24 protein-coding genes and 4 pseudogenes are annotated in these 26,502 nt (G+C 73.8%); 16 read left to right on the plus strand and 12 right to left on the minus strand.

What is annotated here, in order from left to right; translation table 11 throughout:
* Positions 1 to 101 precede the first annotated feature (101 nt).
* Complete coding sequence (locus tag AEQ27_RS14305; RefSeq protein WP_054147279.1) at positions 102 to 1,028, minus strand: ROK family protein; 927 nt, start codon at positions 1,026 to 1,028, stop codon at positions 102 to 104.
* Between the two features lie 340 nt (positions 1,029 to 1,368).
* On the opposite strand from AEQ27_RS14305, the gene AEQ27_RS14310 reads away from it, so the two are divergent.
* The 9 genes and pseudogenes from AEQ27_RS14310 to AEQ27_RS18575 all read left to right on the plus strand — a co-directional run.
* Positions 1,369 to 2,556: an ROK family transcriptional regulator gene (locus AEQ27_RS14310; protein ID WP_054147280.1), complete on the plus strand. Its 1,188-nt coding sequence runs from the start codon at positions 1,369 to 1,371 to the stop codon at positions 2,554 to 2,556.
* A gap of 172 nt (positions 2,557 to 2,728) precedes the next feature.
* Positions 2,729 to 4,057: an extracellular solute-binding protein gene (locus AEQ27_RS14315; protein ID WP_054147296.1), complete on the plus strand. Its 1,329-nt coding sequence runs from the start codon at positions 2,729 to 2,731 to the stop codon at positions 4,055 to 4,057.
* A 114-nt stretch (positions 4,058 to 4,171) separates the two neighbouring features.
* Positions 4,172 to 5,173 (plus strand): carbohydrate ABC transporter permease, encoded by a 1,002-nt coding sequence (locus tag AEQ27_RS14320; protein ID WP_200908378.1) that lies wholly within the window; start codon positions 4,172 to 4,174, stop codon positions 5,171 to 5,173.
* Positions 5,170 to 6,123 carry a carbohydrate ABC transporter permease gene (locus AEQ27_RS14325; RefSeq protein WP_200908379.1) on the plus strand — a complete coding sequence of 318 codons (954 nt, stop codon included), beginning with the start codon at positions 5,170 to 5,172 and terminating at the stop codon, positions 6,121 to 6,123. Before AEQ27_RS14320 ends, AEQ27_RS14325 begins: the two co-directional genes overlap by 4 nt.
* Positions 6,124 to 6,127: 4 nt before the next feature.
* Positions 6,128 to 7,849 carry a beta-N-acetylhexosaminidase gene (locus AEQ27_RS14330; RefSeq protein ID WP_200908380.1) on the plus strand — a complete coding sequence of 574 codons (1,722 nt, stop codon included), beginning with the start codon at positions 6,128 to 6,130 and terminating at the stop codon, positions 7,847 to 7,849.
* Positions 7,850 to 7,871: 22 nt separating this feature from the next.
* Positions 7,872 to 8,657 carry a glucosamine-6-phosphate deaminase gene (gene nagB, locus AEQ27_RS14335; protein ID WP_054147281.1) on the plus strand — a complete coding sequence of 262 codons (786 nt, stop codon included), beginning with the start codon at positions 7,872 to 7,874 and terminating at the stop codon, positions 8,655 to 8,657.
* A gap of 33 nt (positions 8,658 to 8,690) precedes the next feature.
* On the plus strand, positions 8,691 to 10,397 hold the full coding sequence (locus AEQ27_RS14340; RefSeq protein ID WP_054147282.1) for an amidohydrolase family protein: 1,707 nt from the start codon (positions 8,691 to 8,693) through the stop codon (positions 10,395 to 10,397).
* Between the two features lie 325 nt (positions 10,398 to 10,722).
* Positions 10,723 to 10,950 (plus strand): annotated as a pseudogene (locus AEQ27_RS18810) (NAD(P)H-binding protein); the annotation flags it as partial.
* A 65-nt stretch (positions 10,951 to 11,015) separates the two neighbouring features.
* Positions 11,016 to 11,348: pseudogene (locus AEQ27_RS18575) on the plus strand (NAD(P)-dependent oxidoreductase); the annotation flags it as partial.
* Positions 11,349 to 11,420: 72 nt separating this feature from the next.
* Here the strand turns inward: AEQ27_RS18575 and AEQ27_RS14350 are convergent.
* On the minus strand, positions 11,421 to 11,825 hold the full coding sequence (locus AEQ27_RS14350; protein ID WP_043593406.1) for a RidA family protein: 405 nt from the start codon (positions 11,823 to 11,825) through the stop codon (positions 11,421 to 11,423).
* A 138-nt stretch (positions 11,826 to 11,963) separates the two neighbouring features.
* Here AEQ27_RS14350 and AEQ27_RS14355 point away from each other — a divergent pair, with 138 nt between their 5' ends.
* Complete coding sequence (locus AEQ27_RS14355; protein ID WP_054147284.1) at positions 11,964 to 13,475, plus strand: alanine racemase; 1,512 nt, start codon at positions 11,964 to 11,966, stop codon at positions 13,473 to 13,475.
* Here the strand turns inward: AEQ27_RS14355 and AEQ27_RS14360 are convergent.
* Positions 13,462 to 13,695: a hypothetical protein gene (locus AEQ27_RS14360; RefSeq protein ID WP_054147285.1), complete on the minus strand. Its 234-nt coding sequence runs from the start codon at positions 13,693 to 13,695 to the stop codon at positions 13,462 to 13,464. The two genes, AEQ27_RS14355 and AEQ27_RS14360, sit on opposite strands and share 14 nt — an antisense overlap.
* A gap of 148 nt (positions 13,696 to 13,843) precedes the next feature.
* The gene (locus tag AEQ27_RS14365) at positions 13,844 to 14,710 is read right to left on the minus strand and encodes a hypothetical protein (RefSeq protein WP_054147286.1); all 867 of its coding nucleotides are present in this window, start codon (positions 14,708 to 14,710) and stop codon (positions 13,844 to 13,846) included.
* A 138-nt stretch (positions 14,711 to 14,848) separates the two neighbouring features.
* On the opposite strand from AEQ27_RS14365, the gene AEQ27_RS14370 reads away from it, so the two are divergent.
* The gene (locus AEQ27_RS14370) at positions 14,849 to 15,103 is read left to right on the plus strand and encodes a DUF4287 domain-containing protein (RefSeq protein ID WP_054147287.1); all 255 of its coding nucleotides are present in this window, start codon (positions 14,849 to 14,851) and stop codon (positions 15,101 to 15,103) included.
* A gap of 75 nt (positions 15,104 to 15,178) precedes the next feature.
* Here AEQ27_RS14370 and AEQ27_RS18400 read toward each other — a convergent pair.
* A pseudogene (locus tag AEQ27_RS18400) lies at positions 15,179 to 15,295 on the minus strand (DivIVA domain-containing protein); the annotation flags it as partial.
* 45 nt (positions 15,296 to 15,340) lie between these two features.
* Positions 15,341 to 15,718, minus strand: a pseudogene (locus tag AEQ27_RS18405) (DivIVA domain-containing protein); the annotation flags it as partial.
* On the opposite strand from AEQ27_RS18405, the gene AEQ27_RS14380 reads away from it, so the two are divergent.
* From AEQ27_RS14380 to AEQ27_RS14390, 3 genes are read left to right on the plus strand one after another with little or no spacing between them, the layout of a single operon-like run.
* Positions 15,615 to 16,145 (plus strand): SRPBCC family protein, encoded by a 531-nt coding sequence (locus tag AEQ27_RS14380; RefSeq protein WP_054147289.1) that lies wholly within the window; start codon positions 15,615 to 15,617, stop codon positions 16,143 to 16,145. The pseudogene AEQ27_RS18405 and the gene AEQ27_RS14380 sit on opposite strands and share 104 nt — an antisense overlap.
* Before the next feature lie 34 nt (positions 16,146 to 16,179).
* Positions 16,180 to 16,848: a response regulator transcription factor gene (locus AEQ27_RS14385; protein WP_054147290.1), complete on the plus strand. Its 669-nt coding sequence runs from the start codon at positions 16,180 to 16,182 to the stop codon at positions 16,846 to 16,848.
* Positions 16,845 to 18,551: a HAMP domain-containing sensor histidine kinase gene (locus AEQ27_RS14390; protein ID WP_235451105.1), complete on the plus strand. Its 1,707-nt coding sequence runs from the start codon at positions 16,845 to 16,847 to the stop codon at positions 18,549 to 18,551. The genes AEQ27_RS14385 and AEQ27_RS14390 overlap by 4 nt, the downstream gene beginning before the upstream one ends.
* Before the next feature lie 116 nt (positions 18,552 to 18,667).
* Here the strand turns inward: AEQ27_RS14390 and AEQ27_RS14395 are convergent, their stop codons facing one another.
* Together AEQ27_RS14395 and AEQ27_RS14400 are read right to left on the minus strand one after the other, a co-directional pair.
* Positions 18,668 to 19,648, minus strand: a complete 981-nt coding sequence (locus tag AEQ27_RS14395; RefSeq protein ID WP_054147291.1) for an NAD-dependent epimerase/dehydratase family protein — start codon at positions 19,646 to 19,648, stop codon at positions 18,668 to 18,670.
* 143 nt (positions 19,649 to 19,791) lie between these two features.
* The gene (locus AEQ27_RS14400; protein WP_054147292.1) at positions 19,792 to 20,694 is read right to left on the minus strand and encodes a copper homeostasis protein CutC; all 903 of its coding nucleotides are present in this window, start codon (positions 20,692 to 20,694) and stop codon (positions 19,792 to 19,794) included.
* A gap of 69 nt (positions 20,695 to 20,763) precedes the next feature.
* On the opposite strand from AEQ27_RS14400, the gene AEQ27_RS14405 reads away from it, so the two are divergent.
* Positions 20,764 to 22,524: an AMP-binding protein gene (locus AEQ27_RS14405; protein WP_235451106.1), complete on the plus strand. Its 1,761-nt coding sequence runs from the start codon at positions 20,764 to 20,766 to the stop codon at positions 22,522 to 22,524.
* A gap of 62 nt (positions 22,525 to 22,586) precedes the next feature.
* Here AEQ27_RS14405 and AEQ27_RS14410 read toward each other — a convergent pair whose 3' ends face one another.
* Genes AEQ27_RS14410 through AEQ27_RS14425 form a run of 4 tightly spaced genes read right to left on the minus strand, consistent with a single transcriptional unit; the run spans position 22,587 to position 25,662 of the window.
* Entirely contained in the window at positions 22,587 to 23,885 is a 1,299-nt protein-coding gene (locus AEQ27_RS14410) for an N-acetylglucosamine-6-phosphate deacetylase (protein ID WP_054147293.1), read from the minus strand.
* Positions 23,882 to 24,277: a YrdB family protein gene (locus AEQ27_RS14415; protein ID WP_082383612.1), complete on the minus strand. Its 396-nt coding sequence runs from the start codon at positions 24,275 to 24,277 to the stop codon at positions 23,882 to 23,884. Before AEQ27_RS14415 ends, AEQ27_RS14410 begins: the two co-directional genes overlap by 4 nt.
* Before the next feature lie 34 nt (positions 24,278 to 24,311).
* Positions 24,312 to 25,199 (minus strand): formyltetrahydrofolate deformylase, encoded by an 888-nt coding sequence (gene purU, locus AEQ27_RS14420; RefSeq protein WP_082383615.1) that lies wholly within the window; start codon positions 25,197 to 25,199, stop codon positions 24,312 to 24,314.
* Between the two features lie 49 nt (positions 25,200 to 25,248).
* On the minus strand, positions 25,249 to 25,662 hold the full coding sequence (locus AEQ27_RS14425) for a DUF1304 domain-containing protein (RefSeq protein ID WP_054147294.1): 414 nt from the start codon (positions 25,660 to 25,662) through the stop codon (positions 25,249 to 25,251).
* Between the two features lie 119 nt (positions 25,663 to 25,781).
* Here AEQ27_RS14425 and AEQ27_RS14430 point away from each other — a divergent pair.
* On the plus strand, positions 25,782 to 26,502 hold a 721-nt coding region (locus AEQ27_RS14430), incomplete at its 3' end, for a LacI family DNA-binding transcriptional regulator (protein WP_054147295.1).

A 26,502-nucleotide genomic window follows, 5' to 3' on the forward strand; every position in this document is an offset into this window, starting at 1 on the left:
GTGCGCGGTGCGCCGCACACGGGTCGGGTTCGGACCGCGGGTGCGGGAGGCGCGGGTCGGGTTCGGTACGCGGGTGCGGGAGGTGCGGGTCGGGTCAGGTGTCAGACGGCGGCTGCGGTCGCCGTGGCCGTCCCGCGGGCTCCGACCGTGGCCGCGCCCACGGCCGCCACGGGGAACCCCGGCGGCAGCAGCTCGATGCGCGACGAGAGTTCGAGCGAGGCGAGGAACGGCGACCCCGCCGCCCAGCGGTCGAGCACCCCGGCGACGTCGTCGAGCAGGGGGCGACCGCGGGTGCTGAGCCCGCCCCCGATCCCGACGGCGTCCACGTCGGTCGTCAGGACGAGGAGGCGCACCGCGGCCGCCACCCCCGCCGCGAGGTCGGCACGCACGCGGACGGCCTCGGGGTCGCCGGCGTCGGCCGCCGCGAACAGCGCGACGGCCGGGTACGCCCCCTCGGTCGGCCAGTGACGTGACACCGCGGCACCGGCCGCGACGGTCTCGAGGCACCCACGCTGCCCGCACGGGCACAGCTCGCCCCCGGGGTCGACGGGGACGTGACCGATCTCGCCCGAGACGCCTCGCGAGCCGCGCCAGAGTTCGCCGTCCACGACGAGGCCCGCGGCGAGGCCGGTGCCGAGGTTGAGGTAGCCGACCGACCCCGACAGCGACATGGCGAGGTACGCGCCCAGAGCGGCCGCGTTGACGTCGTTCTCGACCCGGACCGGCACCCCGAGCCGGGGGCTCAACGTGGAGCCCACCGCGACGTCGTCGAAGCCGATGTTCACCGCGTGCCGCACGCGACCGGTGCTGCCGTCGACCAGGCCGGGGATGCCGACGCCGACCGATTCGAAGGCCCCGACGGCGACCCCGACGCGATCCGCCAACGACGTGACCGCCGTGGCTGCGTTGGCCAACACGGCGTCGGGGCCGAACCCCGTGGGCAGGCGGAGCCGGTGGACGGGGGCGCCGGACCCGTCGACGACGACCGCGTCGATCTTGGTGCCGCCGATGTCGAGGCCGACCCTCACGGCCGCCCCGTCGACCCGACTGCGGAGGGACTCGCCAGCGCACCGCCGAGAGCACCGGGAGGCGCGGAGACGATCACGGTGGCGAGCGTGGACATGTTTGTTAGTAAAGCTTACGAACCAGGTCCGGACAAGGGGGTCGCCGCGTCAGGATCACGATGTTTCGGGTGTTGACCGCCGGTGTTTCGTGTGCGTAAACTCGCCGCCACGCACCTTGACACATGTTTGTAAGGCCCATTTACTAACGGCACGCCCCCACGGCGCCGCCCCCCGGCGCCGCTGCCGACGGGCCCTGCTGACGGGTCCGAGGGCGGCGACGATGCCGAGACGAGAGGACGCGCCCGTGACCATCACGACGATCCCCCGGCAGCAGCAACCCCCCGTCCGCGCGCACAGCCGCTCGCTCGTCCTCGAGGCGCTCTACCGCGACGGCTCCATGAGCCGGGCCGACCTGGCTCGTCGCTCGGGCCTGACGCGCCCCACCGTCTCCGCGCTCGTCGCCGAACTGATCGACGACGGCATCGCCCGCGAGCTCGGCGTCCGCGACGACGCCCGGGTCGGCAAACCGGCGACGCTCGTCGGCATCGAGTCGGACGCCTTCCACATCGTCACGGTCGACCTGTCGAGCGCCGATCGCTTCGTCGGGGCCGTCGTCGACCTGCGGGGCGGGGTCGTCAAGCGCGCCAGCGTCGAGCTCGAGGGGGCCGTCGGCGAGGCCGCCGTGTCCCTGGTCGAACGGCTCGTCGACGACCTCGGCTCGCGCACGACCCGCCCGCTGCTCGGTGTCGGCGTCGCGACCCCCGGCATCGTCGACCACGACGGCGTCGTGCGGACCGCCGTCCACCTCGGCTGGTACGACCTGCCCCTGCGGTCCCGGCTCTCCGACCACGCCGGTCTGCCCGTCCACGTCGGCAACGACTCCAACGCCGCGGCCGTGGGCATCCGCACCTGCGGCGAGACGGCCGGGCAGGGCGCGGGCGGGCAAGGCACGGCCGGGCAGGGCGCGCCCGGGCAGGGCGGGAACGGGCGAGCCCCGGCCGGGCAGAGCCTCATGGTGGTGACGATCGACCACGGTGTCGGCGTCGGGCTGGTCGTGGCCGGCTCTCTCGTCGAGGGCGACCAGTTCTCGGCCGGTGAGATCGGCCACGTGACGGTCGACGAGAACGGCGACGTCTGCGCGTGCGGTCGACGCGGCTGTCTCGAGGAGGTGCTGGCCGCCCCGCAGCTGAGGGCGCGCCTCCTGCAGCACGACGAGGGGTCGCGGGGGGCGGTGCTGCACGACGCCGGCCGCGCGCTCGGCCTCGTGCTCGCCCCCATCATCAGTGCGCTCAACATCGACGAGGTCGTGCTGTCGGGCCCCGCCGACCTGGTCGAGGGCGCCCTGCTGCGGGCCGCCCGCGACACCGTGCGGCAGCGCACGCTGTCGGCCGTGAGCAACGGCCTGACCATGAGCATCGCGGGCAGCGGGACCGACCTCGCCCTGCGGGGTGCGGCGTCGTTCGTGCTGCAGGCCGAACTGGGGCTGACGTGACCCCGGCGAGCGGCTCGTCGGCGGCCCGGGGCGAACGCCCCACCACAGACCTCGGGGGCCCACCCCCGGAGGCGGCGAGGGCCTCGGCCCGTGCCGCATTCCCGACCCGACGCTTGTGCGAGCGCGGGCCGGGACCACAGCGATGCGGCATCCCCGCTTCGAGAACGAGGAGATGAAATTGCGAATCCAACGCTACACGGCGGTCGGGGCCCTGGGCCTGGCCGCGGCACTCGCCCTGACCGCCTGCTCGAGCTCGGGCACGGGCGGCAGCTCGTCCGACGAGCCCCAGGCCGTGCCCACCACCAAGGGTGACGGCAAGACCCTGACGGTCTGGGTGATGACGGGCGACTACACGCCCGAGACCATCGATGCCATCAACGCCGAGTTCACCGAGCAGACGGGTGCCGACGTCGACGTCCAGATCCAGCAGTGGGACGGCATCACCACGAAGATCAGCACGGCGCTCGCCACCAGCACGCCGCCCGACGTGCTCGACCTCGGCAACCCGCAGGCCGCCAGCTACGCCGCCAACGGCGCGCTCCTCGACCTGACGCCGTACCGCGACGACCTGAAGCAGGGGCAGACCTGGTTGACCGGTCTCGAGGAGCCCGCGACCGTCGACGACTCGCTCTACGCCGTGCCCGGCTTCGCCGGTGCCCGCGCCGTCATCTACAACAAGACGATGTGGGCCGAGGCCGGCGTCACGGAGGCACCCACCACCTACGACGAGCTCACGGCCGACCTCGACAAGGTGAAGGCCGCCAACACGGAGTCCGACTTCTCGGCCTTCTACCTGCCCGGCCAGTACTGGTACGCGGGCATGCAGTTCGTCTGGGACGCCGGCGGCGAGATCGCCACGTCGAAGGACGGCACCTGGACGGCCGGCCTCGAGAGCGACGAGGCGCAGCAGGGTCTGGCCGACTTCACCGAGTTCCAGAACGCCTACTCGACCCCCGCCTCGCAGACCCTCGACACCGACGCCCCCGACCAGACGCAGGTCTTCGCCGACGGCAAGACCGCGACGATCCTGCACACCAACGGCTCGATCGACCTGATCCAGAAGGCCAACCCGGCCCTGACCGACGACGACTTCGGCACCTTCCCGATGCCGGGCAAGTCGGGCGAGACGCAGCCGGTCATGCTGGGTGGCTCGGACTGGGGCATCGCGGCGAAGAGCCAGAACTCCGACCTGGCGCTGCAGTGGACGAAGATCGCCACGAGTCCCGACATCCAGAACGAGTGGGTCGTCGGCAACGACGGGTGGATCCCCAACAGCGAAGAGGGCATCGAGGCGGCCGGCAGCGTGGTGACGCCGATCCAGAAGGGCTTCTTCGACGCCGCGCTCAACTCGAAGGCCACGCCGGCCAGCGCGAACTGGGCGGCCCTCGAGGGCGACAAGAGCATCAACCAGCTCTTCTCCTCGGTGGTCTCGGGCTCGAAGTCGCCCGAGGCGGCCGCGAAGTCCTTCGACGAGGCCACCGACGAGGCGCTGAACGACTAGCACCGAGCCACCGGCAGCACCTGCTGCCTCCGGGGGCGTCGCGCCACCATCTGATCGCGCGACGCTCCCGCATCCTCGACCCGCACCTCCTGGACTCGACCCGAAAGAGGAACCGTGGCCCTCTCGATCGCCCCCGGTCTCACCGAGACCCCGCCCGGCGCGGCGCCCGACCAGAAGGGCGGCCGGCGCCCGAAGAACGAGCGGAAGGCTCCGGTGCGCCCGGGGAAGAAGCGCCAGCTCGCCCCGCTCTGGCTGCTCTCGCCCGCGGGCATCGTGCTGCTCGCCGTGACCGTCGCGCCCATCGTCTTCCTGGTCTTCACCTCGTTCACCGACTACGACCAGCGCTCGCTCTTCACCGGCGCCTACGACTCGGTCGGCGTGCAGCAGTACGCGACCCTGCTGGCCGACGGCGACTTCTGGTGGGCGCTCGTCCGCACCCTGGTCTTCACGGCCGCGATGGTCGGCGGCAGCGTCCTGATCGGCACGGGCGTCTCGCACCTGCTGACCCGGCTCGGCACGCCGATGCGCTACACGGTGACGGTCGTGCTGATCCTCGCGTGGGCGATGCCGAACGTGGCGTCGTCGATCGTCTGGAAGTGGCTGTTCCAGCCCGGCTACGGCGTCGTGAACTGGCTGCTCACCCAGACCGGCCTGGTGGGTGACATGACCAACGTCGACTGGTCGAACGACGCCGCGCTCGCCTACACGAGCATCTGGCTGCTGATCGTGTGGCAGGCCGTGCCGTTCATCGCGCTGACCATGTACGCCGCCGAGACGCAGATCCCGCTCGAGTACAAAGAGGCCGCGCGACTCGACGGCGCGAGCGAGTGGCGGGTCTACCGCACCGTCACCCTGGTCTTCCTCAAGCCGACGCTGCTGCTGATCACGATCCTGTCGATCATCTGGGACTTCAACGTCTTCAACCAGATCTGGCTCGTCTCGGCCGGCGGCCCCGACGACGCCACCTCGACCCTCGGCGTCTTCACCTACGTCACCGCGTTCGTCGGCTTCGACATCGGGCAGGGCGCCGCCATCTCGGTGGTCACCACCCTGCTGCTGGTCGTCCTGACCGCGTTCTACGTCCGCAACCTCGTCCGATCCGGAGAAGACCTGTGACCACGACCGCACCCGCCGGCGTCGGCACCACGACGACCGAGACCGTCGCACGCGACGAGAGGACCGAGGAGGCGCGCTCGGGCCACGGCACCGGCCGCCCGTCCGCCGCCCGCCCGACCCGTCGCCGCCGGAAGCCCCGCTGGGTCAGCAACGCGATCGCGATCGTCTTCAGCCTCGTCTGGCTGTTCCCCGTCTACTGGATGGTGAACACGGCGTTCAAGCCGCGCCCGGAGGTGATGACGGCGACCCCGCTGTTCTGGCCGCAGAACCCGACCCTCGACAACTTCGTCGTCGCGGTCACGCAGTCCGACTTCTTCACGAACCTGCGCAACAGCGTGATCGTCGTGGTCGGGGCCGTCGTCTTCTCGATCGTGCTCGGCCTGTTCGCCTCGGCCGCCCTGTCGCGGTTCCGGTTCCGCGGACGGCGCACGATCATGGTGTTCATCCTGATCGTGCAGATGCTGCCGGCGACGGCCCTGTTGATCCCGCAGTTCCTGATCTTCAACAGCCTCGGGCTGCTCGGCACCTACGGCGGGCTCATCCTGGCGTACGTCGCGTCGACGCTGCCGTTCTCGATCTGGGTGATGCGCGGGTTCTTCCTGGCGATCCCGGTCGAGGTCGAAGAGGCCGCGCAGCTCGACGGCGCGAGCACCTGGCAGGTGCTGACGCGCATCATGTTCCCGCTCGTGCTGCCCGGCATGATCGCGACCAGCATCTTCGCCTTCATCGCGGCGTGGAACGACTACCTCGTGGCCTACACGTTCATGAAGGACCAGTCGATGTACACGCTGCCGGTCTGGCTGGCCTCGTTCAGCACGCCGACCAGCGGCACCGACTTCGGCGGGCAGATGGCGGCCTCGGTGCTGTTCTCGTTGCCGGTCGTCGTCTTCTTCATGATCATCCAACGCAACCTGGTGACCGGCATGTCCCCCGGCGCCGTGAAGGGCTGACCCCGTGACGAACGCCCCCTCGACCCCCCCGCCCACCGCGCGGGCCGGCACCGTGACGCCCGAGACCGCCCCGGTCGCGATCGTGCCCCGCCCGGCGAGGCTGACCCGCGCCTCCGGGGCGTTCCGGCTCGACTCGGCGACGCGCGTCTCGGCGCCCGACGAGCTGGCGGGCGTCGTCGCCTGGCTGCAGCAGGCGCTGCGTCCGGCCACCGGGTTGCCGCTGCGAGAGGGCAGCGCCGACGGGACCGGCATCTCGTTCGACCTCGACGCCTCGCTCGGGGCCGAGGCCTACCGGCTGGAGGCGCGACCCGCCGGGGTGCGCATCACCGGTGGCGACGCGGCCGGCGCGTTCCACGGGGCGCAGGTGCTGCGCCAGCTGCTGCCCGCGGCCGTCTACCGGTCGGCCCTCGTGCCCGGGGTCGACTGGGTCGTGCCCGCCGTCGACGTCGAGGACCGTCCGCGCTTCGGGTGGCGGGGGACGCACCTCGACGTCGCCCGGCACTTCCTGCCGAAGCACGACGTCCTGCGGTTCGTCGACCTGATGGCGCTGCACCGGCTGAACACGCTGCACTGGCACCTCACCGAGGACCAGGGCTGGCGCATCGAGATCACGAAGTACCCGCGCCTCACCTCGGTCGGTGCCTGGCGGGAGTCGTCGCAGGTGGGGGCCGGGCCGGACGCGACCCAGGACGGCCGACCGCACGGCGGCTTCTACACGCAGGACGACATCCGCGAGGTCGTCGCCTACGCCGCCGCCCGCCACATCACGGTCGTGCCCGAGGTCGACGTGCCGGGCCACTCGATGGCGGCGATCACGGCGTACCCGCACCTGGGCGTCGGCGCCGTCGAGGTCGGCGGCACGCCCGTGGCGGAGCCGCGACAGATCGCCGTCGGCACCGAGTGGGGCATCTTCGAGGACGTCCTCAACACGGAGCAGTCGACGGTCGGCTTCTACACCGACGTGCTCGACGAGGTGATGGAGCTCTTCCCGGGCACGTGGATCGGCATCGGCGGCGACGAGTGCCCCAAGGCCCAGTGGCAGGCCGACCCGCGCACACGAGAGCTGATGCGCGAACGCGGCCTCGCCGACGAAGAGGAGTTGCAGGCGTGGTTCATCGGCCGGCTCGACGCGCACCTCACGGCGGCCGGGCGACGCACCTTCGGCTGGGACGAGATCCTCGAGGGCAACGCGACGATGTCGCCCGGCGCGACGGTCGCGTCCTGGCGGGGCATGACCGGAGCCGTCACGGCCGCGCGACGCGGGTACGACGTCGTCGCCTGCCCGGACGACCAGGTCTACCTCGACTACCGGCAGTCCGAGGGCCCGGACGAGCCGATCCCCGTGTCGATCCCGCTGACCCTCGCCGACGTGTACGCGTTCGAACCGGTGCCGGCCGTCCTCGACGAGGCCGAGGCCCGCCACGTGCTCGGCGGTCAGGCCAACATCTGGACCGAGCACATGGACTCGCCCCGCACCGTCGACTTCTTCGCCTTCCCGCGGTTGTGCGCCGTCGCCGAGGCGCTGTGGACGACCGAGCCGCGCGACTTCGACGACTTCTCCACACGCCTCGCCGTGCACCTCGGACGCCTCGACGCGATCGGCGTCGAGTACCGGCACGAGTCGGGGCCGCTACCGTGGCAGCAGCGTCCGGGCGTGCCCGGACGGCCGGCCTCGCGGGAGGAACGCGAGGCGTACATCGCGTCGGTCGTGGCGAACATCAGCTGAGGCCACGGCAGCAAGGAGCCCCATGGAGATCATCATCGTCCGCGACGCCGACGAGGTCGGCCGCGTGGCCGCCCTCAAGATCGCGTCGGTCGTGCAGCGCGACCCCGAGGCCGTGCTGGGCCTCGCGACCGGGTCGTCGCCGACCGGCATCTACGCGTCGCTCGCGGCCCGGGTCGCGGCGGGCGAGCTGGACTTCGGCCGCGCCTCCGGGTTCGCGCTCGACGAGTACGTCGGCATCCCGCTCGAGCACCCCGAGAGCTACGCGTCGGTCATCGAGCGCGACGTCGTCGTGCCGCTGGGCATGGACGCGTCGAAGGTGCGCGTCCCCGACGGTCGAGCGAGCGACATCGAGGCGGCCGTCGTCGACTACGAGCGGGCCATCGCCGACGCGGGCGGCATCGACATCCAGATCCTCGGCATCGGCGCGAACGGGCACATCGGCTTCAACGAGCCCACCTCGTCGTTCGCCTCGCGAACCCGCATCAAGACGCTGGCGCCGCAGACCCGGGCCGACAACGCGCGCTTCTTCGACGATCCGTCGCAGGTGCCCACGCACTGCCTGACCCAGGGGCTCGGCACGATCCTCGACGCGCACGAGGTCGTGCTCGTGGCCCAGGGCTCGGCGAAGGCGTCGGCCGTCGCGGGCATGGTCGAGGGGCCGCTCAGCGCGATGTGCCCGGGCAGCGCGTTGCAGCTCCCCCGGCGCGCGACGATCGTCGTCGACGAGGCCGCCGCGGCCGACCTGCAGCTGGCGGACTACTACCGCTACACGTACGCGAACAAACCCGTGTGGCAGCGCTTCGAGTAGCTCGGTCCCCCTCCCGATGACGGCGGTGCTCTCGTGACGGTGCTGGTGCTCGCGGGCGGGACGGTCTGGGACGGGTCCGGAGGCGCGGGTCGCGTTGCGGGCGTCCTCGTGCGCGCCGGCGTGGTCACCGCGGTCGGGGTCGGGGCGGCGGCGTCGGTCACGGACACGGGCGGCACGGGCCGTCTGGGCGAGCGGGCCGGGGCGGCGGCGTCCGTCGGCGACGGGCACCGCGCCTCCTCGTCCGGGGTGCCGGATGGCGTCGAGGTGGTCGACGCGAGCGGGCTCGACGTGCTGCCGGGGGTCGTCGACGTGCACGCGCACGACGACGCGGCCCTGTTCCGCCCGGGCGGCGTCGCGCCCAAGACCGGGCAGGGCGTGACGACCACGATCGTGGGCAACTGCGGTCAGGGCGTCGCGCCGTCGCCGTCCGACCCCGACGACCGTTCGCTCGAGGACTACTCGCGGCCGGTGCTGGGCGGGTTCCCGGCACGGCGATGGGGGACGTTCGCCGACTACGTGCGGACGCTGGCCGAGGGCGACGCCGCCGGGCGGTTCGGCCTGCACGCCGCGACCCTCGTGCCGCACGCACCGCTGCGGGCGGGCGTGCTCGGCTTCGAGCGACGCCCGGCCGACGCCGCCGAGCGGTCGCTCATCGCGGCGTCGGTGGGTGAGGCGCTCGACGCCGGGGCCCCCGGCGTCTCGCTCGGCCTCATGTACGCACCCGGCGACGCCGCCGACCGGACCGAGCTCGTGGCGCTGGCCCGGGAGTGCGCCATCCGGGGCGCGCTGTTGGTCGCGCACGTCCGCAACGAGGCCGACGGGCTCCGCGACTCGATCGACGAGCTGGCCTCGCTCGGACGCGAGACCGGAGCCGCCGTGCACGTCAGCCACCTCAAGGTGACCGGACCGCGGAACGTCGGCGGCATGCCCGCGATCGTCGAGCACCTCGACGCCCTGCGGGACTCCGGGGTCGACGTCAGCGCGGACGTCTACCCCTACGACGCGGGCAGCACGACGGTCGCGTCGCTGTTCCCTCCGGCCACGGCCGACCGCGGGGTCGAGAGTCTACTCGAGGCGCTCCGGCCCGGCACGCGCTCGCGGCGGCAGGTGCTCGACGGGCTGCTCGGGCCCTGGGCCGGATCGACGCTCGAGAACCAGTACGCCGCGATCGGTCCCGCGCGGATCTCGCTGGCGGGGTTCACGCGAGCCGAGCACGCGGGCTTCGAGGGGCGGCCGCTGTCCGACATCGCCGCGTCGGTCGGGGCCGACCCGCGCGAGGTGCTCGCCGACCTCGTCCTCGCCGAGCGCGGCGCCCTGACCGTCATCGTGTTCCACACCGATCTCGAGGGCATGCGGACGGCCCTGGCCTGGCCGCACACCCTGGTCGGCTCGGACGGTCTGCCGCGCGAGACCGGCACCGTGCACCCGCGCCTGTACGGCACGTTCTCGCGCGTGCTCGACGAGTACACCGGGTCGGGGCCGCGGGCCGTGCTGTCCCGGGGCGAGGCGATCGCGCGGCTGTCGACCCGCGCCTCCTCGCGGTTCGGGCTGGGCGGTCGCGGTGGCGGCGGTGCGCGCGTCGGCGGGGCAGGAGGCGCGCTCGGCATCGCCCCCGGGGCCGTCGCCGACCTGCAGCTGGTCGATCCCGGGGCCTACGCCGACCGGGCCACCTACGCGACGCCGCGCCTCGGCCCCTCGGGGCTGGTCGGCCTCTGGGCCGCCGGCCGCCGCCTCCGCTGACCCTGCCCCCGCCCCTCCGTGCAATTCGCGCCAACCGCCGGGCGCCACGCCGCCTCGGGGGGGAGCTGAGCGGCGTGCCGGCCCGCAGGGGGCGGGATGTGCCCGCAGCCGGGGTGCCTGGAGGTCGGGTTCGGCGCGCATCCGGGGTGCCTGGAGGTCGGGTTCGGCGCGCATCCGGGGTGCCTGGAGGTCGGGTTCGGCACGCATCCGGGGTGCCTGGAGGTCGGGTTCGGCGCGGGTACGGATTCGGCGGTGGAGCTCTCGGCCTGCTCTCGGCCCGCTCTTGGCCTGGCGGTGTTCGCTTTCCTGAACGACAGGAGGCGCGATGAGGATTCTGGTGCTGGGAGCGACCGGGGGCACGGGCTCCCACGTGCTGCGGGTCGCCCTGTCGGCGGGGCACGAGGTGACGGTGCTCGTCCGGGACGCGTCCACCCTCGACGTGACCGACGGGGTCCGGGTGCTCACCGGGGACGCGACCTCGGCCGAGGACGTCCGCGCCGCGGGCGCCGGCCACGACGCCGTGCTCAACGCGATCGGCTCGCGGAGCCTGCGGCACCCGGTCGCGGTCGGGGTCGGCCGTGCCCGGCTGCCGGCGAGGCGTGAGCGGCGGTCGACCGCCTCGTCGTCTGTTCGGCCTTCGGCGTCGGCGACAGCCAGTCCGACGCGAACACCTTGCAGAAGATGTTCTTCCACACCGTGCTCGGCAAGGTTTACGCCGCCAAGGAGGTCGCCGACGCCGAGGTGCGCGAGAGCGGCCTCGACTGGACGCTCGTCTACCCGACGCGCCTCACCGACGATCCGGCGACCGGGGCGCTCGCCACGGGGGAGCGGCTGCCCCCGGGGGCGGGCATCCACGTGACCCGGGCCGACGTGGCGCGCTTCATGCTCGCCCAGCTGACCGACGCGACGTGGTCACGGAAGACCGTGGTCGTGACGGGCGCGGCCGGCTGACCCGCGCGGCCGGCTGACCCGCGCGGCCGGCTGACCCGCGCGGCCGGCTGACCCGCGCCTCCTGCCGTGACGTCAGGAGAGGACGGCGAGCGCGTCGATCTCGACGAGCATGGCCTCGTTCGGCAGCTCGACGAAGACCGTCGTGCGGGTGGGGAACACGCCGCTCGGGACGTTCTGCAGCAGGTAGGTCTCGTACGCGGCGTTCATCTCGGCGAAGTCGTCGCGTGTGGTCAGGAAGACGCGCAGCGAGACGACGTCGTCGAACGTGCCGCCGGCGCCCTCGACGATCGCCTTGACGTTGTCGAGCGTCCGGACGGTCTGCGACGTCAGGTCGCCGGGGTGCAGGTACTCGCTCGTGGCGGGGTCTTGGGGCCCCTGGCCCGACACGCTGAGGAAGCCGTTCTTCAGCACGCCCTGCGAGAAGGTCGAGATGGGGGTGGGGGCGCCGCCGGTGCGGACTTCGGTCTTCTCGCTCACAGGTCTGCTCTTCTCTGATCGATGGTCTGTGGACCCGACGTGATGTGTCGAGTGTCGGGGGTGACTGCAAAACTACCGTCAGGCACCGACACACGGCCTGACCGCAGCACCACCCCACCCGCCCCGTCGGAAGGCACCATGACCACGTCACCCTCGACCCCGTCCGCCCCCGCCGTCACGTCGATCACCAAGGTCGGTTTCGGCCGCGGACCCCGGCCCGTCCCGCTGATCGACCTCGCGACCCCGCTGCTCACGATCGACCTCGACGCCCTCGCCCACAACGTCGGCACCATGGCGGCCTGGCGCCGCGCGGCCGGGGTCGACCTGGCGCCGCACGGCAAGACGACCATGGCTCCCGAGATCTGGCGGCGGCAGCTCGACGCCGGGGCGTGGGGCATCACGCTCGCGACGGCGTTCCAGGTCGCCGTCGCCCGCGAGGCCGGGGTGTCGACCGTCGTCCTCGCCGGCACCGCGTTCGCGCCCGCGACCCTGGCGGCGCTCGCCGCACCCGGCACGGACGTGCTCATGTGGGTCGACTCGGTCGAGACCGTACGGCTCGTCGACGCCGCCCTGGCGCGGGCCGAGGCCGAGCGTCCGCTCGCCGTGCTGGTCGAGTTCGGGTCCCCGCTCGGTCGGACGGGTGCCCGATCGGTGCGCGAGGCCCTGCTCATCGCCGAAGCCGTCTCCACCGCGTCGCACCTCGTGCTGGCCGGGGTGGCCGGTTACGAGGGCGCCCTCACGCACGACGTCGACACGGCCGGCATCGCCGTGGTCGACGACTACCTGCGAGGACTCCTCGAGGTGCTCGACGGCATCGGTGCCCCGGCCTTCGACCCGTGGTTGTCGTCCGGTCACGACGTGGTGCTCACCGCCGGCGGCAGCGTGTACTTCGACCGGGTCGTCGCCGTGCTCGGCGACCGGCACGACCCGTCGGGGCTGCAGGGGCCGCGCACACGCGTCGTGCTGCGGTCGGGTTCGTACGTCGCCCACGACCACGACCTCTACCGCCGGCTGACGCCGTTCGCCCGTGACACCGGGCCCACGACCGCAGGAGGCGCGGGTGGCGCCGACTCGGACGTCACGGTGGTCGTCGGCGACGGTTCCGCGGGGTCGCAGGCCGATCGCGAGATGGGCGGTCCGACCGACGGCGAACTGACCGGGTTCGACGGAGCGGCCGAGGGGTTCGGGGCCGAGCGGCCCGCGGGGCCGTCGGCCGAGCCCACCGTCTCGCCCCGAACCGGGCCCGCTGGCGAGGCGTCGACCGAGCCGTCGTTCCTGCCGGCCCTCGAGTTGTGGGCGTCCGTGGTGTCCCGTCCCGAGCCGGGGTTGGCTCTGCTCAACGTCGGGCGGCGTGACACGTCGGACGACGAGGGGTTCCCGATGCCGCTCGAGGCGTGGCGTCCGCAGGCGGCCGACCGGCGCCTCCCGGGGGTGCTCGACGGGTCGCACGTGTCGGCGCTCAACGACCAGCACGCCTTCTTGCGGCTCGAGCCGTCGTCGGGGCTGCAGGTCGGCGATCTGGTGCGGCTCGGCGTCTCGCACCCCTGCACCACGATCGACAAGTGGAACGAGATCGCCACGGTGCGGGGCTCGGCCGTCCGCCGCGGTGTGCCGCCCGTGGTCGAGGGCGGCATCGTCACCTGCTTCTGACGGCCGCCACGACCACGAGGGCCGAACACCCGAACCACACCGAGAGCCCGTGCAGTGCGACGAACAGGTACGACCACTCGGCCTGTGGGCCGGAGGGCACCCACACGTCGACGAGGGTCAGGCCCGTGCGGACCACCACCACGCCGGCGACGAGGGCGGCGACGAGAGCGGCCGCGACCGTGAGGACTCGTCGAGGTCTCGACCAGGTACTGCTGCTCATGCATCGAGGTTAAACCCGCGCCGTTCGACCCCGGGTTCGAGCCCGGACCGACCCCGACTCGGCCCCTGCCCCGGCCGCTGCCCCTCCCCGTGCCCGTGCCCGGCCGACCGGTCAGCCGAGCAGGTCGACGAGCCGGCCCGTCGGGGGGTCAGCTCCCCGTGCCGGACTCCGCGTCGGGAGAGTCGCTCGGAGTCGGGGCATCGGCGGGCGGCGTCGGCATCGGCTTCGTCGCGTCGTCACCCTTCGCATCGTCGGGTGCAGCCGCGTCCTCGTGCCGGGGGTCGTGGCCGGGTCCGCCCTTCGGCCCACCTGCGGCCGGGCCGGGCTTCGGTCCGCCTGCGGCCGGGCCCCCCTCAGGCGCGTCCGGCAGCGCCTTGCCGCCGGAGCCGTCGCCGGGGGTCGGCAGTGCGTCGCCGTCGGGACCGGTGCCCGGCGTCGGCAGCGCCTTCCCGTCGGGGCCGGTGCCCTCGGCAGGCGTGCTCCCGTCCGAGTCGTCGCCCGCGGCCGGCGGGGTCGGCGCGTCCGTGGGTGCACCGGTGGCGCCGTCGTCCGAGCCTCGTCCGCCGGGCTCCTGTCGTGAGCCGTCGCCCTGGCTCGCCGCGTCGTCCTGGCCCGGCGTCGCGGTCGACGAGGCGCTGGTCGAGCTCCCGGCGTTCGACACGGCGACGGCGGTGCTGGTGCCGACCAGGGCGAGGCCGGCGGCTGCGATGCCGATGCCCACGAGCAGGCGCTTGGTGGGGCGGCGGCTGCTCGTCGTCCCGGCGGTCTCCGCCGCCGACGCGGTCCGGAACGCGCTTCCGTCCGCGGGCAGTTCGCGGGTGCGCTGGTCGTCGGCCACGATCGGCGTGGTCGGGGCCGTGGGCTGCCCGGGCGCCGCGGTGGGCAGCTCGGTGGTGGCGCGGGCGTCCTGGTCCTCGTCCTCGCGGCGCAGCCGTTCGGACCACGCGTCGTCCTGCGAGGGGGTGTTCTCGTCGCGACGGTCGTCGCGGCCGTCGGGGGTGATGTCCTTCGCCATGGTGTCTCCAGATGTCGGGTGCCGGGCGAGCCGCTGGGCGGCTGGCGGTCGGGGCGTTCCCGCCGGCACACCCCACTCTCGGAACCGAATCTGAAGCGGGGCTTAAGTCGCGTGGGGCCCGGCTGCTACCGTCGGCGCATGTCCGATCGACGAGTCCTGGCACCCGAGCCGCCGGCTGAGGGCCAGAAGGTCACGGGCCCGGCGTCGTACTTCCCGAGCATCGAGCGCACCTACGGCCGGCCGATCCAGGAGTGGCTCGACCTGACCACCGAACGCCTCGACGACGACGAGCACGCGCACATGGAGGTGGTGTCGTGGCTGAAGTCCGAGCACGGCCTGGGCCACGGTCACGCCAACGCGATCGTCGCGTACGTGCGGCACGCCCGCGGCTGACGCGACGGCGCGACAGCGCGACAGCGCGGCTGACGCGGAAGCCGGACGCGCTCAGCGGCCCCCGGCCGACTCGCGGCGCCTCAACTCGGCGACGACCTGGTCCAGGAAATCGTCGACCTCGTCCTGGCTGTACCCCTCCCGGAACTTCGTCGGGTGGAATCGCGCGTTCACGACGTCCGTCGCCGACAGCACGCCGAAGGCCGTCCCTCCTTCGTATGCCGTGAGGGCCGCGTGGACGCGCTCGAGGAACGCGTCCACGTCGTCCATGGCATAGCCGTCGCGAAAGCGGGTCGGAGTGAATCTCTTCTCGGTCACGTCGCGTGCGAGCACGGTGCTCCTCGGGTTTCGGGGTTCGGGGTTCGGGGTCGACAGGTCTGTCCCGATCCTTCCACGCCGCGGCGGGCGGTCGTGCCGGTCCCGGACTCCACGACCCCGACGAACGCTGACGCACTTCCGGCGACCGACGCTCCGCGAGCCGTCGCCCGTCCGCCGGAGGTGCGACGATGAACCCATGCCTGTCGTCGAGTCCCGGTGTGTCGTCCCCGTCGACGTGCGCGTCGCCTTCGCGGTGTCCCAGACCCAGGGGGAGGCGCGCAAGCGGTGGGACCCCTTCATCCGTCGGCAGTACCTCGTCGGTGGAGCGACACGGGCCGCCAAGGGGGTCCGGACCTTCACCGTGCAGCGTTTCGGATTCCGGATGGAGAGCGAGTACGTCTCGTACAACCCGCCCTCGAACGTCGGCATGAAGATGACGAAGGGGTCGTGGTTCTTCGAGCGCCTCGGCGGCGGTTGGCGATTCCGCGAGGTCGACGGTGACCCGACCTCGACCGAGGCCGTGTGGCGCTACAACTTCTCGTGCAAGCCGAAGTGGCTGGCGCCGGTGGCCGAGCGCATCGGCGCGGTCCTCCTGCAGCGCGACATCGACCGACGCATCCGTGGCTTCGCCCGGGGCTGCGTCGATCCGTTCGTCCTCGCCCACCTCGACCCCGACCTCGACGTCTCCGGCGACCCGACCCACACCGCGCCTCCAGCCCGTCCATAGCTTCCGCCCACCGAGGGCACCTACCGTTCGGAGGATGCTCAGCCCCGCCCGCGTCCTCGTGATCGACGACGACGAGACCATCCGCACCGCCGTCGTGACCGCGCTCGGCGCCGAGGGCTTCGCCGTGCACGGTCTGGCCGACGGCTCCGACCTGCCCGAACAGCTGACGGCGTTCGTGCCCGACCTCGTCGTGCTCGACTGGATGCTGCCCGGGGCGAGCGGCATCCGCCTGGCGAGCACCATCCGCACCTCGTCCGACGCCGCCGTCGTCATGCTGACCGCCCGCGACGAGGTCGACGACCGGCTGCGCGGCTTCTCCGAGGGCGTCGACGACTACGTGGTCAAGCCGTTCGCCGTGGCCGAGCTGATCGCGCGGGTCACGGCCGTCCTGCGCCGCCGCGGTCGCATCCCCTCGGTGATCGAGATCGGCGACCTCGTGGTCGACCCCGAGGCGGCCCGCATCACGCGCGGCGGCGAACCGCTCGACCTCACCGCGACCGAGTTCCGCCTGCTCGGCTTCCTCGCCGAGAGTCGCGGACGCACCGTCTCGAAGACGCAGATCCTCACCCAGGTCTGGGGCTACGACGACTACGACCCGAACCTCGTCGCGGTGCACCTCAGCGCCCCCCGCCGCCAGATGGAGACCCGCGGCCCCCGCCGGACCCCCCCCGCCCGCGGCCTCGGCTACCGGATGAGCGCGTGACGCGCCGCCGCCCCGCCGCGCTCTCGACGGGACACCACCCCCGAGGAGGCGCGGTGCCGGCCCCCGACACCACCGCCCCCGGGCTGCGCACCGGCTCGTTGCGCGTCCGCACGGTCGTCGCCGTGCTGCTGCTGCTGGCCGTCCTGCTGGCGGCGCTCGCCGTGACCGTCGAGCTCACCCTGGGCCAGCGGCTCCGCGCCCAGGTCGTCGACCGGCTGTCCGACCGCGCCGCGGCCGCCGCCGCCCTGGACGGCACGGTCGACGGCGTCGAGCGCGCCGACCGCCTCTCGGCCCAGGGGCTCTCGGTCGTCATCCGCGACGCGAACGGCGACGCCATCGTCGCCGGCCCGAGCCCCGACCAGTTGCGCGACGGTCCGCCCTCTCTCGGCGACGGTCCCGGACGCGGCGGCCCCGCCTCGGGCCTCGACGAGGGACGAGGAGGCGCGGGCACCGACGCCCAGGACGGCCCCGGCACCGGCGCGACCGGCTCGGGCACGGGGGCGACCGGCACCGACTCCGGCACCGACGCCGGGGACACGGGCAGCGCCTCCTCGTCCGACGCGGTCACGGTCACGTCGTCCGAGGTGCGCGGCGACGACGAGGTGACCACGCTCGTCTCGCAGCTCAGCGACGGGTCCACCATCACGCTGACCACGGACTCGCGGTCGGTGGGCGAGACCCTGGTGCAGCTGCGCTGGGTGATGATCGGCGCCTCCGCGGCCTTCCTGCTGATCGCGGCGATCGGCCTCGCCCTCGTGGTGCGGGCGACCCTGCGACCGCTCGACCGGATGACGAGCGTCGCCCGGTCGATCGCCCACGGCGACCGCGGTCGACGCCTGCGGCCGGCCCGACGCGACACCGAGATCGGTCGGGTCGCCGTCGCCTTCGACGAGATGCTCGACGGCGTCGAGGGGGCCGGGCGGACGGCCCTCGACGCCGAGACACGGGTGCGGGCGTTCGTGTCGGACGCCGCCCACGAACTGCGCACCCCCGTCGCCGGCATGCGCGCCGCGGCCGACACCCTCGTGCGGTCGCCCGGCACGACCGACGAACGCGAGCGGCTGGCGACGCACGTGGTGCGCGAGGCCGAGCGCGCCTCCCGGTTGATCGACGACATGCTGTTGATGGCCCGCGTCGACCAGGGCATCTCGCTCGACGTCGCCCCCGTCGACCTCGGGGCGTCGTTGCTCGCCGACGTCGAACGCCAGCGGCTGCGACGGCCGTCGCTCGACCTGCGCGTCGTGCTGCCCGACGGGCCGGTCGTGGTCGCCGCCGACGCGGGACGGGTCTCGCAGATCGTCGGCAACCTGGTCGACAACGCGGCCCGGGCGACGGGGGGCACGGGGCAGGTGACGCTCTGGCTCGACGCCTCCCGGGCCGCCGAGGTCGCCGGGTTCGTGCCCGACGACGGCCCGGGCGTGCCCGACGCCGACCGCGAGCGGGTGTTCGACCGGCTGGGGCGGCTCGACCAGGCCCGGCGGTCCGGGGGCGGGGGCGCGGGTCTGGGTCTGCCCATCGCCCGCGGTCTCGCGCGCGCCCGCGGCGGCGCCCTGGTCGGCGGGGCGTCCGGGTCCGGCCGGCCCGGGGGGGTGTTCCGGCTGACGCTGCCGGTCGCGGTGCCTGCGGTGCAGGCCGGCTCGGAGGCGGCTGCCGCGGCGGGCGCCCCGACCGCCGCGCCCGCGCTGCGTCGCACCACCGGCTGAGGTCGCACCATGCATGTGTCGTCGAACCACGCTCGTGGGTGGTTCGACGGCGCGACGGTGGTGCGACCTCGACCTTGAGGGGTGCGACCTCGCCCCGGAGCTCCCGCAGGCCCGGGCTACAGCGCGACGAGCCGCTCGTAGGCGTCGTCGACCCAGGGCTCGACCGTGCGGCGTGAGGCGTCGGCGTCGTGCCACGCGATGATCTGGCGGGCTCCCTCGGCGAAGGGGACCCGCGCCTCCCAACCGGGCACCAGCGCGCGGATCTTCGACGTGTCGAACACGGCCGGGTGGCTGCGGTCGCCGCACAGGTCGGCCGTCCACTCGGGCACCTCGTCGGTCAGCACCTGCGTCGTGCGGTGGACGACGTGCAGCGACGCCCCCGCGGCGTCGGCGAGGTCGCGGGCGATCATGTTCCAGGTGAGCAGCTCGGGCGACATGATGTGGAAGGCCTCGCCCAGGGCTCCGGGGTGCCCGAGCAACCCGACGAAGGCGCGGGCGAAGTCGGCCGAGTGGGTCAGCGCCCAGAGCGAGGTGCCGTCGCCGTGCAGCACGACCGGGTCGCCACGTCGCATGCGCTCGATCGTGGTCCAGCCGCCGAGCAACGGCACGGCCGTCTCGTCGTAGGTGTGCGAGGGGCGCACGACCGTCGCCTGCACCCGCCCGGCGAGGTGCTCGTCGCGCAGCAGGCGTTCGCAGGCGATCTTGTCGCGCGAGTACGACCACCACGGGTTGAACAGCGGCGTCGCCTCGGTGATCGGCAACGACACCGGGGGCTTCTGGTACGCCGAGGCCGAGCCGATGAACACGTACTGATCGGTGAGCGGCGCCACGACCCGCAGCATCGACGCGAGCTGGTCGGGCGTGAAGGTCAGGAAGTCGGCCACCGAGTCGAAGCGACGTCCGTTCAGGGCGCCGACCAGCGCCTCCTCGTCCCGGACGTCGGCGACGAGCTGCTCGACACCCGCGGGCACGGGGCGGATCGTGGTGCTGCCGCGGTTCAGCACGGTCACGGCCAGGCCGTCGCGCAGGGCCTGTCGCACGACCGAGGCGCTGATCTGCCCGGTGCCGCCGATCACGAGGAGGGACGTCGATGTCATCGCTCCACTGTGCACCCCCGCGACCGGCGGCGGTCGTCGAGGTCGGCCGGGGCGGGCAGGAGGCGCGGGTCGGGAGGCGCGGGTCGGGACACCGGGACGGGTCGCGTCGCCGGTGCGCGGCGGTGTCGCGGTCGGCCGCGGCCTCAGGCCTGGTCGAGGGCGTGACGGGCGGAGCGGACCAGCTCGGGGTCGGTCTCGAACCACGAGTCGGTGGACGCCTCGGTGCCGAGCGACACGGTCGTCCCCGACCGGGACGAGGAGGCGCGCACGGCCTGTGCCCGCTTCGCCGACAGGTGCACGGCGTCGACCCCCGCGGCCACGAGTGCCGGGACGTCGCCGAGCTGCACCCCGCCCCCGGCCATCACCTGCACGTCGCCGGCGACCTCGACCATGCGCGGCAGCACCCCCGACGCCAGACCCGCCCCGACCCGGGACGCCCCGCCCGACGTCACCACGCGCGTGACGCCCAGCCCCACGAGGGCCGCCACCGCCGCGACCGGGTCCGCCGCGCGGTCCACGGCCCGGTGCACGGTGATCTCCAGCGGGTGCGGCTCAAGCGGTGAGACCCCAGGAACCCGCCGAGACCCCGGGGCGCGAGCTGGGGTCTCGGCGAGTTCCTGGGGTGTCGTGCGCGGCTGATGTGCGGCGGCGTCGAGCGCGGCCTCGACGAACCAGCGGAGGGCGTCGACGTCGAGCGAGCCGTCCTCGCGCAGCGCACCCACGACGACGCCGGCCACGCCCGACCGCACGAGCGCCCGGATCTCGCGCACCATCACGTCGAGCTCGTCCGCGTCGTACACGAAGCCGCCGGGCCGGCACCGCACCAGCGCGTGCACGGGCACGCCCGTGGCGACGGTCGCCTCGACCAGCCCCTGCGACGGGGTGACGCCCCCGAGCTCGAGGGCGCTGCACAGTTCGACGCGGTCGGCTCCGCCGTCCCGGGCCGTGACGGCTCCGGCGGCGCTCGTCACCGCGATCTCGAGGGCGGGCCGCGAGCGTGCGGACGTGGCTGCGGATGAGGAGGCGCGGGTCGCGTCGTTCGTCATGTCACGACCCTAGGCGAGCGGCCCTCCCGCATGCCGGGCCCGGCATGGGGGGGGGTGCATGAGGGCGGGGTGTCCGACGCACCCGCACCCGCCGACACGCCCGCTGCATCCGCCGAGGCCCCGGCCACCGCCGCCTACCGCGCTGCCCGCGACCACCTGCTGGGGCTCGGGCACGACCTGGACCGGGCGAGCGACGAGTTCCGCTGGCCGGACGTCGGCGACCGCTTCAACTGGGCGACCGACTGGTTCGACGTGGTCGCCCGCGACAACGACCGCACAGCGTTGTGGATCGTCGAGGAGGACGGCTCCGAGCAGAGGGTGTCGTTCGACGCCATGCGCCGCCGCAGCGACCAGGTCGCCGCCTGGCTGCACGGCCTCGGCGTCGCGACGGGCGACCACGTCATGCTGATGCTCGGCAACCAGGTCGAGCTGTGGGAGGCCATGCTCGCCGTGATGAAGATGGGCGCGGTCATCCTGCCGACGTCGACCGTGCTCGGCAGCGCCGCCCGGGCGGACCGCATCGACCGCGGGCTCGTCCGGCACGTGATCGCCAACGCGTCCGACGCCCCCGCGTTCGCCGGGGGGGAGGGGGTCGAGGCCGTCACGCGGATCGCCGTCGGCCCCGAGGGCGACGAGGCCCCCGCGGGCTGGACGTCCTTCGGGGATTCGCACCGCGCCTCCTGGACCCGTCCCGACGTCGCGACCGCGACCGAGGACGCCTGCCTCGTCTACTTCACGTCGGGCACGACGAGCAAGCCGAAGATGGTCGTGCACTCGCCCGCCTCGTACCCGGTCGGGCACCTGCCCACGACCTACTGGCTCGGCGTGCAGCCGGGCGACGGGCACATGACGATCGCGTCGCCGGGCTGGGGCAAGCACGCCTGGAGCTGCTTCTTCGCGCCGTGGACCGCCGAGGCCACCGTGTTCGTCTACAACTACGGGCGCTTCCGGCCGGCCGAGCTCCGGGACCAGCTCGAGCGCGCCCGGGTGACCTCGTTCTGTGCGCCGCCGACCGTGTGGCGCATGCTGATCCAGTCGTCGCTGGGCTCGCGACCGAGCGCCCTCCGCGAGGCGCTCTCGGCCGGCGAGCCGCTCAATCCCGAGGTGATCGGGCGGGTGCAGCAGGGCTGGGGTCTCGACATCCGCGACGGGTACGGGCAGACCGAGACGACCGCCATCGTCGCGAACGCGCCCGGCGGCTCGATCAAGGCCGGCTCGATGGGGCGCGCCCTGCCCGGCGTCGAGGTCGTGCTGGTCGACCCCGTCACGGGCGTCGTCGGTGACGAGGGCGAGGTCTGCCTCGACCTCACCACGCGACCCGTCAACCTGATGACCGGCTACCTCGGCGACGCCGCCCGCACCGAGTCGTCGATGCGCGACGGGTTGTTCCACACCGGAGACGTGGCCGTGCGCGACTCCGAGGGCATGATCACGTTCGTCGGCCGCACCGACGACGTCTTCAAGGCGTCGGACTACAAGGTCTCGCCGTTCGAGGTCGAGAGCATGCTGATCGAGCACCCGGCCGTCGCCGAGTCCGCGGTCGTGCCGGCGCCCGACGACACCCGGCTGAACATCGTCAAGGCGTACGTGACCCTGGCCGAGGGGTGGGCACCCGACGCCGAGACCGCCCGGGCCGTCCTGGCGCACGCCCGGGTGTCGCTGCCCGCCTACGAGCGGGTGCGGCGGGTCGAGTTCGCCGAGCTGCCGAAGACGATCTCGGGCAAGATCCGCCGCGTCGAGCTGCGAGACCGCGAGGAGGCGCTGGCTCGGTCGGGCGAGCGGGCTGCGGCCGAGTGGCGCGACGCGGACTTCCCCGACCTGAAGGGCTAGGGCGCTCGGCTCGACGAGGCCCACGGCCCACGGCGCGGTGGCGTGAGGGGCGGTGCCGGAGATCAGCCGGCAGGCAGTTCGCGGCCGGCGGCCCAGACCCGGGCGACCGTCCAGTCGTCGCACCAGGCCACGGCGTCGGCGGCGTGCCCGGGGGCCAGCCGGCCGAGCGGCGGCCTGGCCTCGCCGACCTGCGCTGCGCGCGCGCCCGCCCGTCGGCCTCCGGCGTCGAGGCCGAGCACGCCGGCCGGGACGAGCGTCAGCGCCGCGACGGCGTCGACGGCCGAGAGCCCGGTCTGCAGCACCGCGATGCGCAGGGCGGCGTCCTGCGCCAGGGTCGAGCCCGCGATCGTCGACGTGCCGGTGCGCGTGGCGACGCCGGGCTCGACCGTCACGGCGAGTTCGCCGATGCGGTGGGCGCCGGCGGCGGCGCCGGCGGCGGCCCTGGCGTCGGTGATCAGCGCGACCCGCCGCGGAGCGGACCGCAGCACGAGGTCGGCCACGGCCGGGTGCACGTGCACCCCGTCGAGGATCAGCTCGATCGTCACGCGCTCGGCGCCGACCGCGGCGACGAGCGGCCCCGGGTCGCGGGGGTGGATGCCGGCCATGGCGTTGAACGCGTGGGTCACGAGGCTCGCGCCCCGGTCGAACGCCGCGCGCGCCAGGTCGAAGTCGGCCTCGGTGTGCCCGACGGCGGCGACCACGCCCGAGCTGACGAGGCGGCCGATCGCGACGGGCCCGCCGGGCCGCTGGGGGGCGGGGGTGACCTGCCGCACGATGCGGCCGCCGGCCTCGGGCGGGCTCTCGACGGGGGCGGCGTGGGGTTCGGGCAGGAAGTGGGGGGGGTGGGCTCCCCGCCGGTCGGGAGCCAGGAACGGCCCTTCGAGATGTGCCCCGAGCACGAGCGGGTCGCGCCGCATGAGGTCGCCCACCAGCCCGAGCGACCGGGACAGCACGGGCACCGGGTTCGCGACGAGGCTGATCAACGAGCGGGTCGTGCCGTGCCGGCGGTGCAGGGCGAGACCGGCGTCGAGGTCGTCCGGCCCGCCGTCGAAGGCGTGCCCGCCGCCGCCGTGCGTGTGCAGGTCGATCAGCCCCGGGGTGAGCGTGGCACCCGCGAGGTCGACCGTGACGTCCGCCGGGGGCGGCACCGCGCCTCCTGCGGTCGGGTCGTCGGGTGCACCCGACGGCGCCGAGGAGGCGCGGGTCGCGTCGACCCCGCCCGCCACCTCGGCCGCCGCGCGCGACCCCGGCACCGTGGCCCCGGTGGCGACGACGACGTCGCCGTCGACGAGCATCCAGAAGCCGTCGACCTCGCCGTCGGCGTCGACCTTGCGGGCGTTCGTGAACAGCGTGGTGGTCATCGGCGGGCCCCCCGGCGGTCCTCACGACGGAAGACCAGGACGCCCGTGACGCCGGCCAGGACGGCGAACGCCACGGCGACGACCGGGTAGCCGAGCATCGCCCAGGCCGCGACCACGGCACCCATGATCGCGATCTCGACCAGGGCCTTGCCGACGGCGTCGGTCGCGATCGGTGCGCGCGGTGAGCGGAAGAGGCCCCACACGACGATGGCGAACAGGGGCGCCCCGATCATGAACGCCAGCGACGGGAACGGGAACGGCCAGGCGAGGTAGCCCCAGAAGCCGAGGCTCAGGAAGGCGAGGATCAGCGTGACGAACCGCACCACGTCGAGGGCGTCGACCGGGCCGCCGCGGGCCGGGGCGGGGGAGGGTGCGGGGTCGGTCGGAGTCACGCGTCCAGCGTACGGCCGGTGTGCCCGCGCCGGGCTAGCGGAAGACGATGGTGCGGGCGCCGTCGAGCAGCACGCGGTCCTCGGCGAACCAGCGGACGGCCTGGGTCAGGGTGCGGCTCTCTTCGTCCTGGCCGATCGCCATCAGTTCGGGGGCGCTGCGGGTGTGGTCGACGCGGACGACGTTCTGCTCGATGATCGGCCCCTCGTCGAGGTCGCTCGTGACGAAGTGCGCCGTCGCGCCGATCAGCTTCACGCCGCGGGCGTGCGCCTGGCGGTACGGGTTCGCCCCTTTGAACCCGGGCAGGAACGAGTGGTGGATGTTGATCGCCCGCCCCTCGAGCGCCGCACAGAGTTCGGGGCTGAGGATCTGCATGTACCGGGCGAGCACGACCAGCTCGATGTCGTACCGGTCGACGACCTGCAGCACGCGGGCCTCGAACGCCGCCTTCGACTCGGGGTCGGTGACGGGGTGGTGCTCGAACCGCTTGCCGTAGAACTCGGCCAGCCCCGACAGGTCGTCGTGGTTCGCCAGGATCAGCGGCACCTCGATCGGCAGCTGCCCGGCGCGCTGCCGGAACAGCAGGTCGTTGACGCAGTGCGCCGCCTTGCTCGCGAGCACGAGCGTGCGGGTCGGGCGACCGACGACGTCGAGCTTCGCCTGTACGTCGAAGTGCGCGAGCACGGGAGCCAGCGCGGCCTCGAACGCGTCGCGCTCGCCGGGGGCCTCGACCTGCAGCCGCATGAAGAACGTGCCCGTGTCGTGGCTCGAGAACTGCGCCGACTCGGTGATGTTGCCGCCGGCCTGCACCACGGCGCCGCTGATCGCGTGGACGATGCCGGGCCGGTCCTGGCAGACGAGCGTCAGCGTCCAGTGCGTCGTCGGGGCGGCGGGAGCGGAGGAGGCGCGGGTGGCGTCGGTCACGTCGGTCACCCGCCCAGGGTAGTGCGGCCGACGGGGGCGGACGGGCAGGTCAGTACGACGAGATGAGCAGCGTGACGAGGGCGACGAGCGGGAGGGCTCCTTGCGTGATCGCGGCCCGGGCCTTGGTCCGGTCGGAGAAGAGCAGCACGAGCGCGGCGGCGAGCATCGACCCCGTGCCCGCGACCAGCAGGGCGGTGCCCGCGGCTGATGCCTCGTAGGCGCTGCCCGCGCCTCCTGCCCCTCCGAGGACGAGGACGACGCCCACGATCGTGACGATCGCGAGGAACAGGTTGTAGAAGCCCTGGTTGTAGGCGAGCGGCTTCGTGTGCTCGGCCTGCGCGTCGTCGATGATGCCGAAGGTGGCGCGGACCCGCGGCGTGGTCCAGAGGAAGGACTCCATCACGAAGATGTAGACGTGCAGCAGGGCGGCGAGCGAGGCCGCGACGAGCGAGACGATGAGCATGCCCCGACCCTAGGGCCGGGCGGCCCACGCGAGGGTGGCGGCCGCGGCGGGGCAGGAGCATCGGGGGGGCGCGGCGGGCGCACAGGGCATCGGCCCAGGCGAGGACGAGGAGGCGCGGCGTGGCAGAGCGGGTCACCATCGTCGAGGTCGCGGCCCGGGCCGGCGTCGCGATCAGCTCGGTCAGCAGCGCCCTCAACGGTCGCCCCGGCGTCTCGGAGCAGACCCGCGCGCGCATCCGCCGGGCCGCCGACGACCTCGGCTTCGTGCCCAGCGTCCGGGGGCGCAGCCTCAGTGCCAAGCGGGCCTTCACCGTCGGGCTCGTCGTGCACCGCGACCCGTTCGTGCTCGAGTCCGACCCGTTCTTCGGCAGCTTCATCGGCGGGCTCGAATCGGTGCTCGACCCGCGCGGGTACGCGCTCATCCTGCAGATGGGGTCGGCGGCGGACGAGCCGCTCGACCGTTACCGGCGGCTCGCGGCCGGGCGCCGGGTCGACGGCGTCGTCCTGAACGAGCTGACGGTGGACGACCCGCGCGTCGACCTGGTCCGCGAGCTCGACCTGCCCGCGGCCGGGGTCACCCCCGCCGGCGACTTCCCCCTGCCGGCCGTGCGGCAGGACGACTCGGCCGGCATCGGCGAGCTCGTCGAGCACCTCGTGTCGCTCGGGCACCGACGGTTCGCGCACGTCGCCGGACCTGGTCGCTTCGTGCACTCACAGCGCCGCGGAGCCGCCTGGCGGGATGCCCTCGGGGCGGCCGGACACGACCCCGGGGTCGTCGTCGAGGCCGACTTCACCTACGACGGGGGAGCCCGGGCCGCGGCTCGCCTGTTCGGCCCGGACG

The sequence above is a fragment of the Frigoribacterium sp. RIT-PI-h genome, assembly GCF_001297205.1.
Lineage (GTDB): Bacteria > Actinomycetota > Actinomycetes > Actinomycetales > Microbacteriaceae > Frigoribacterium.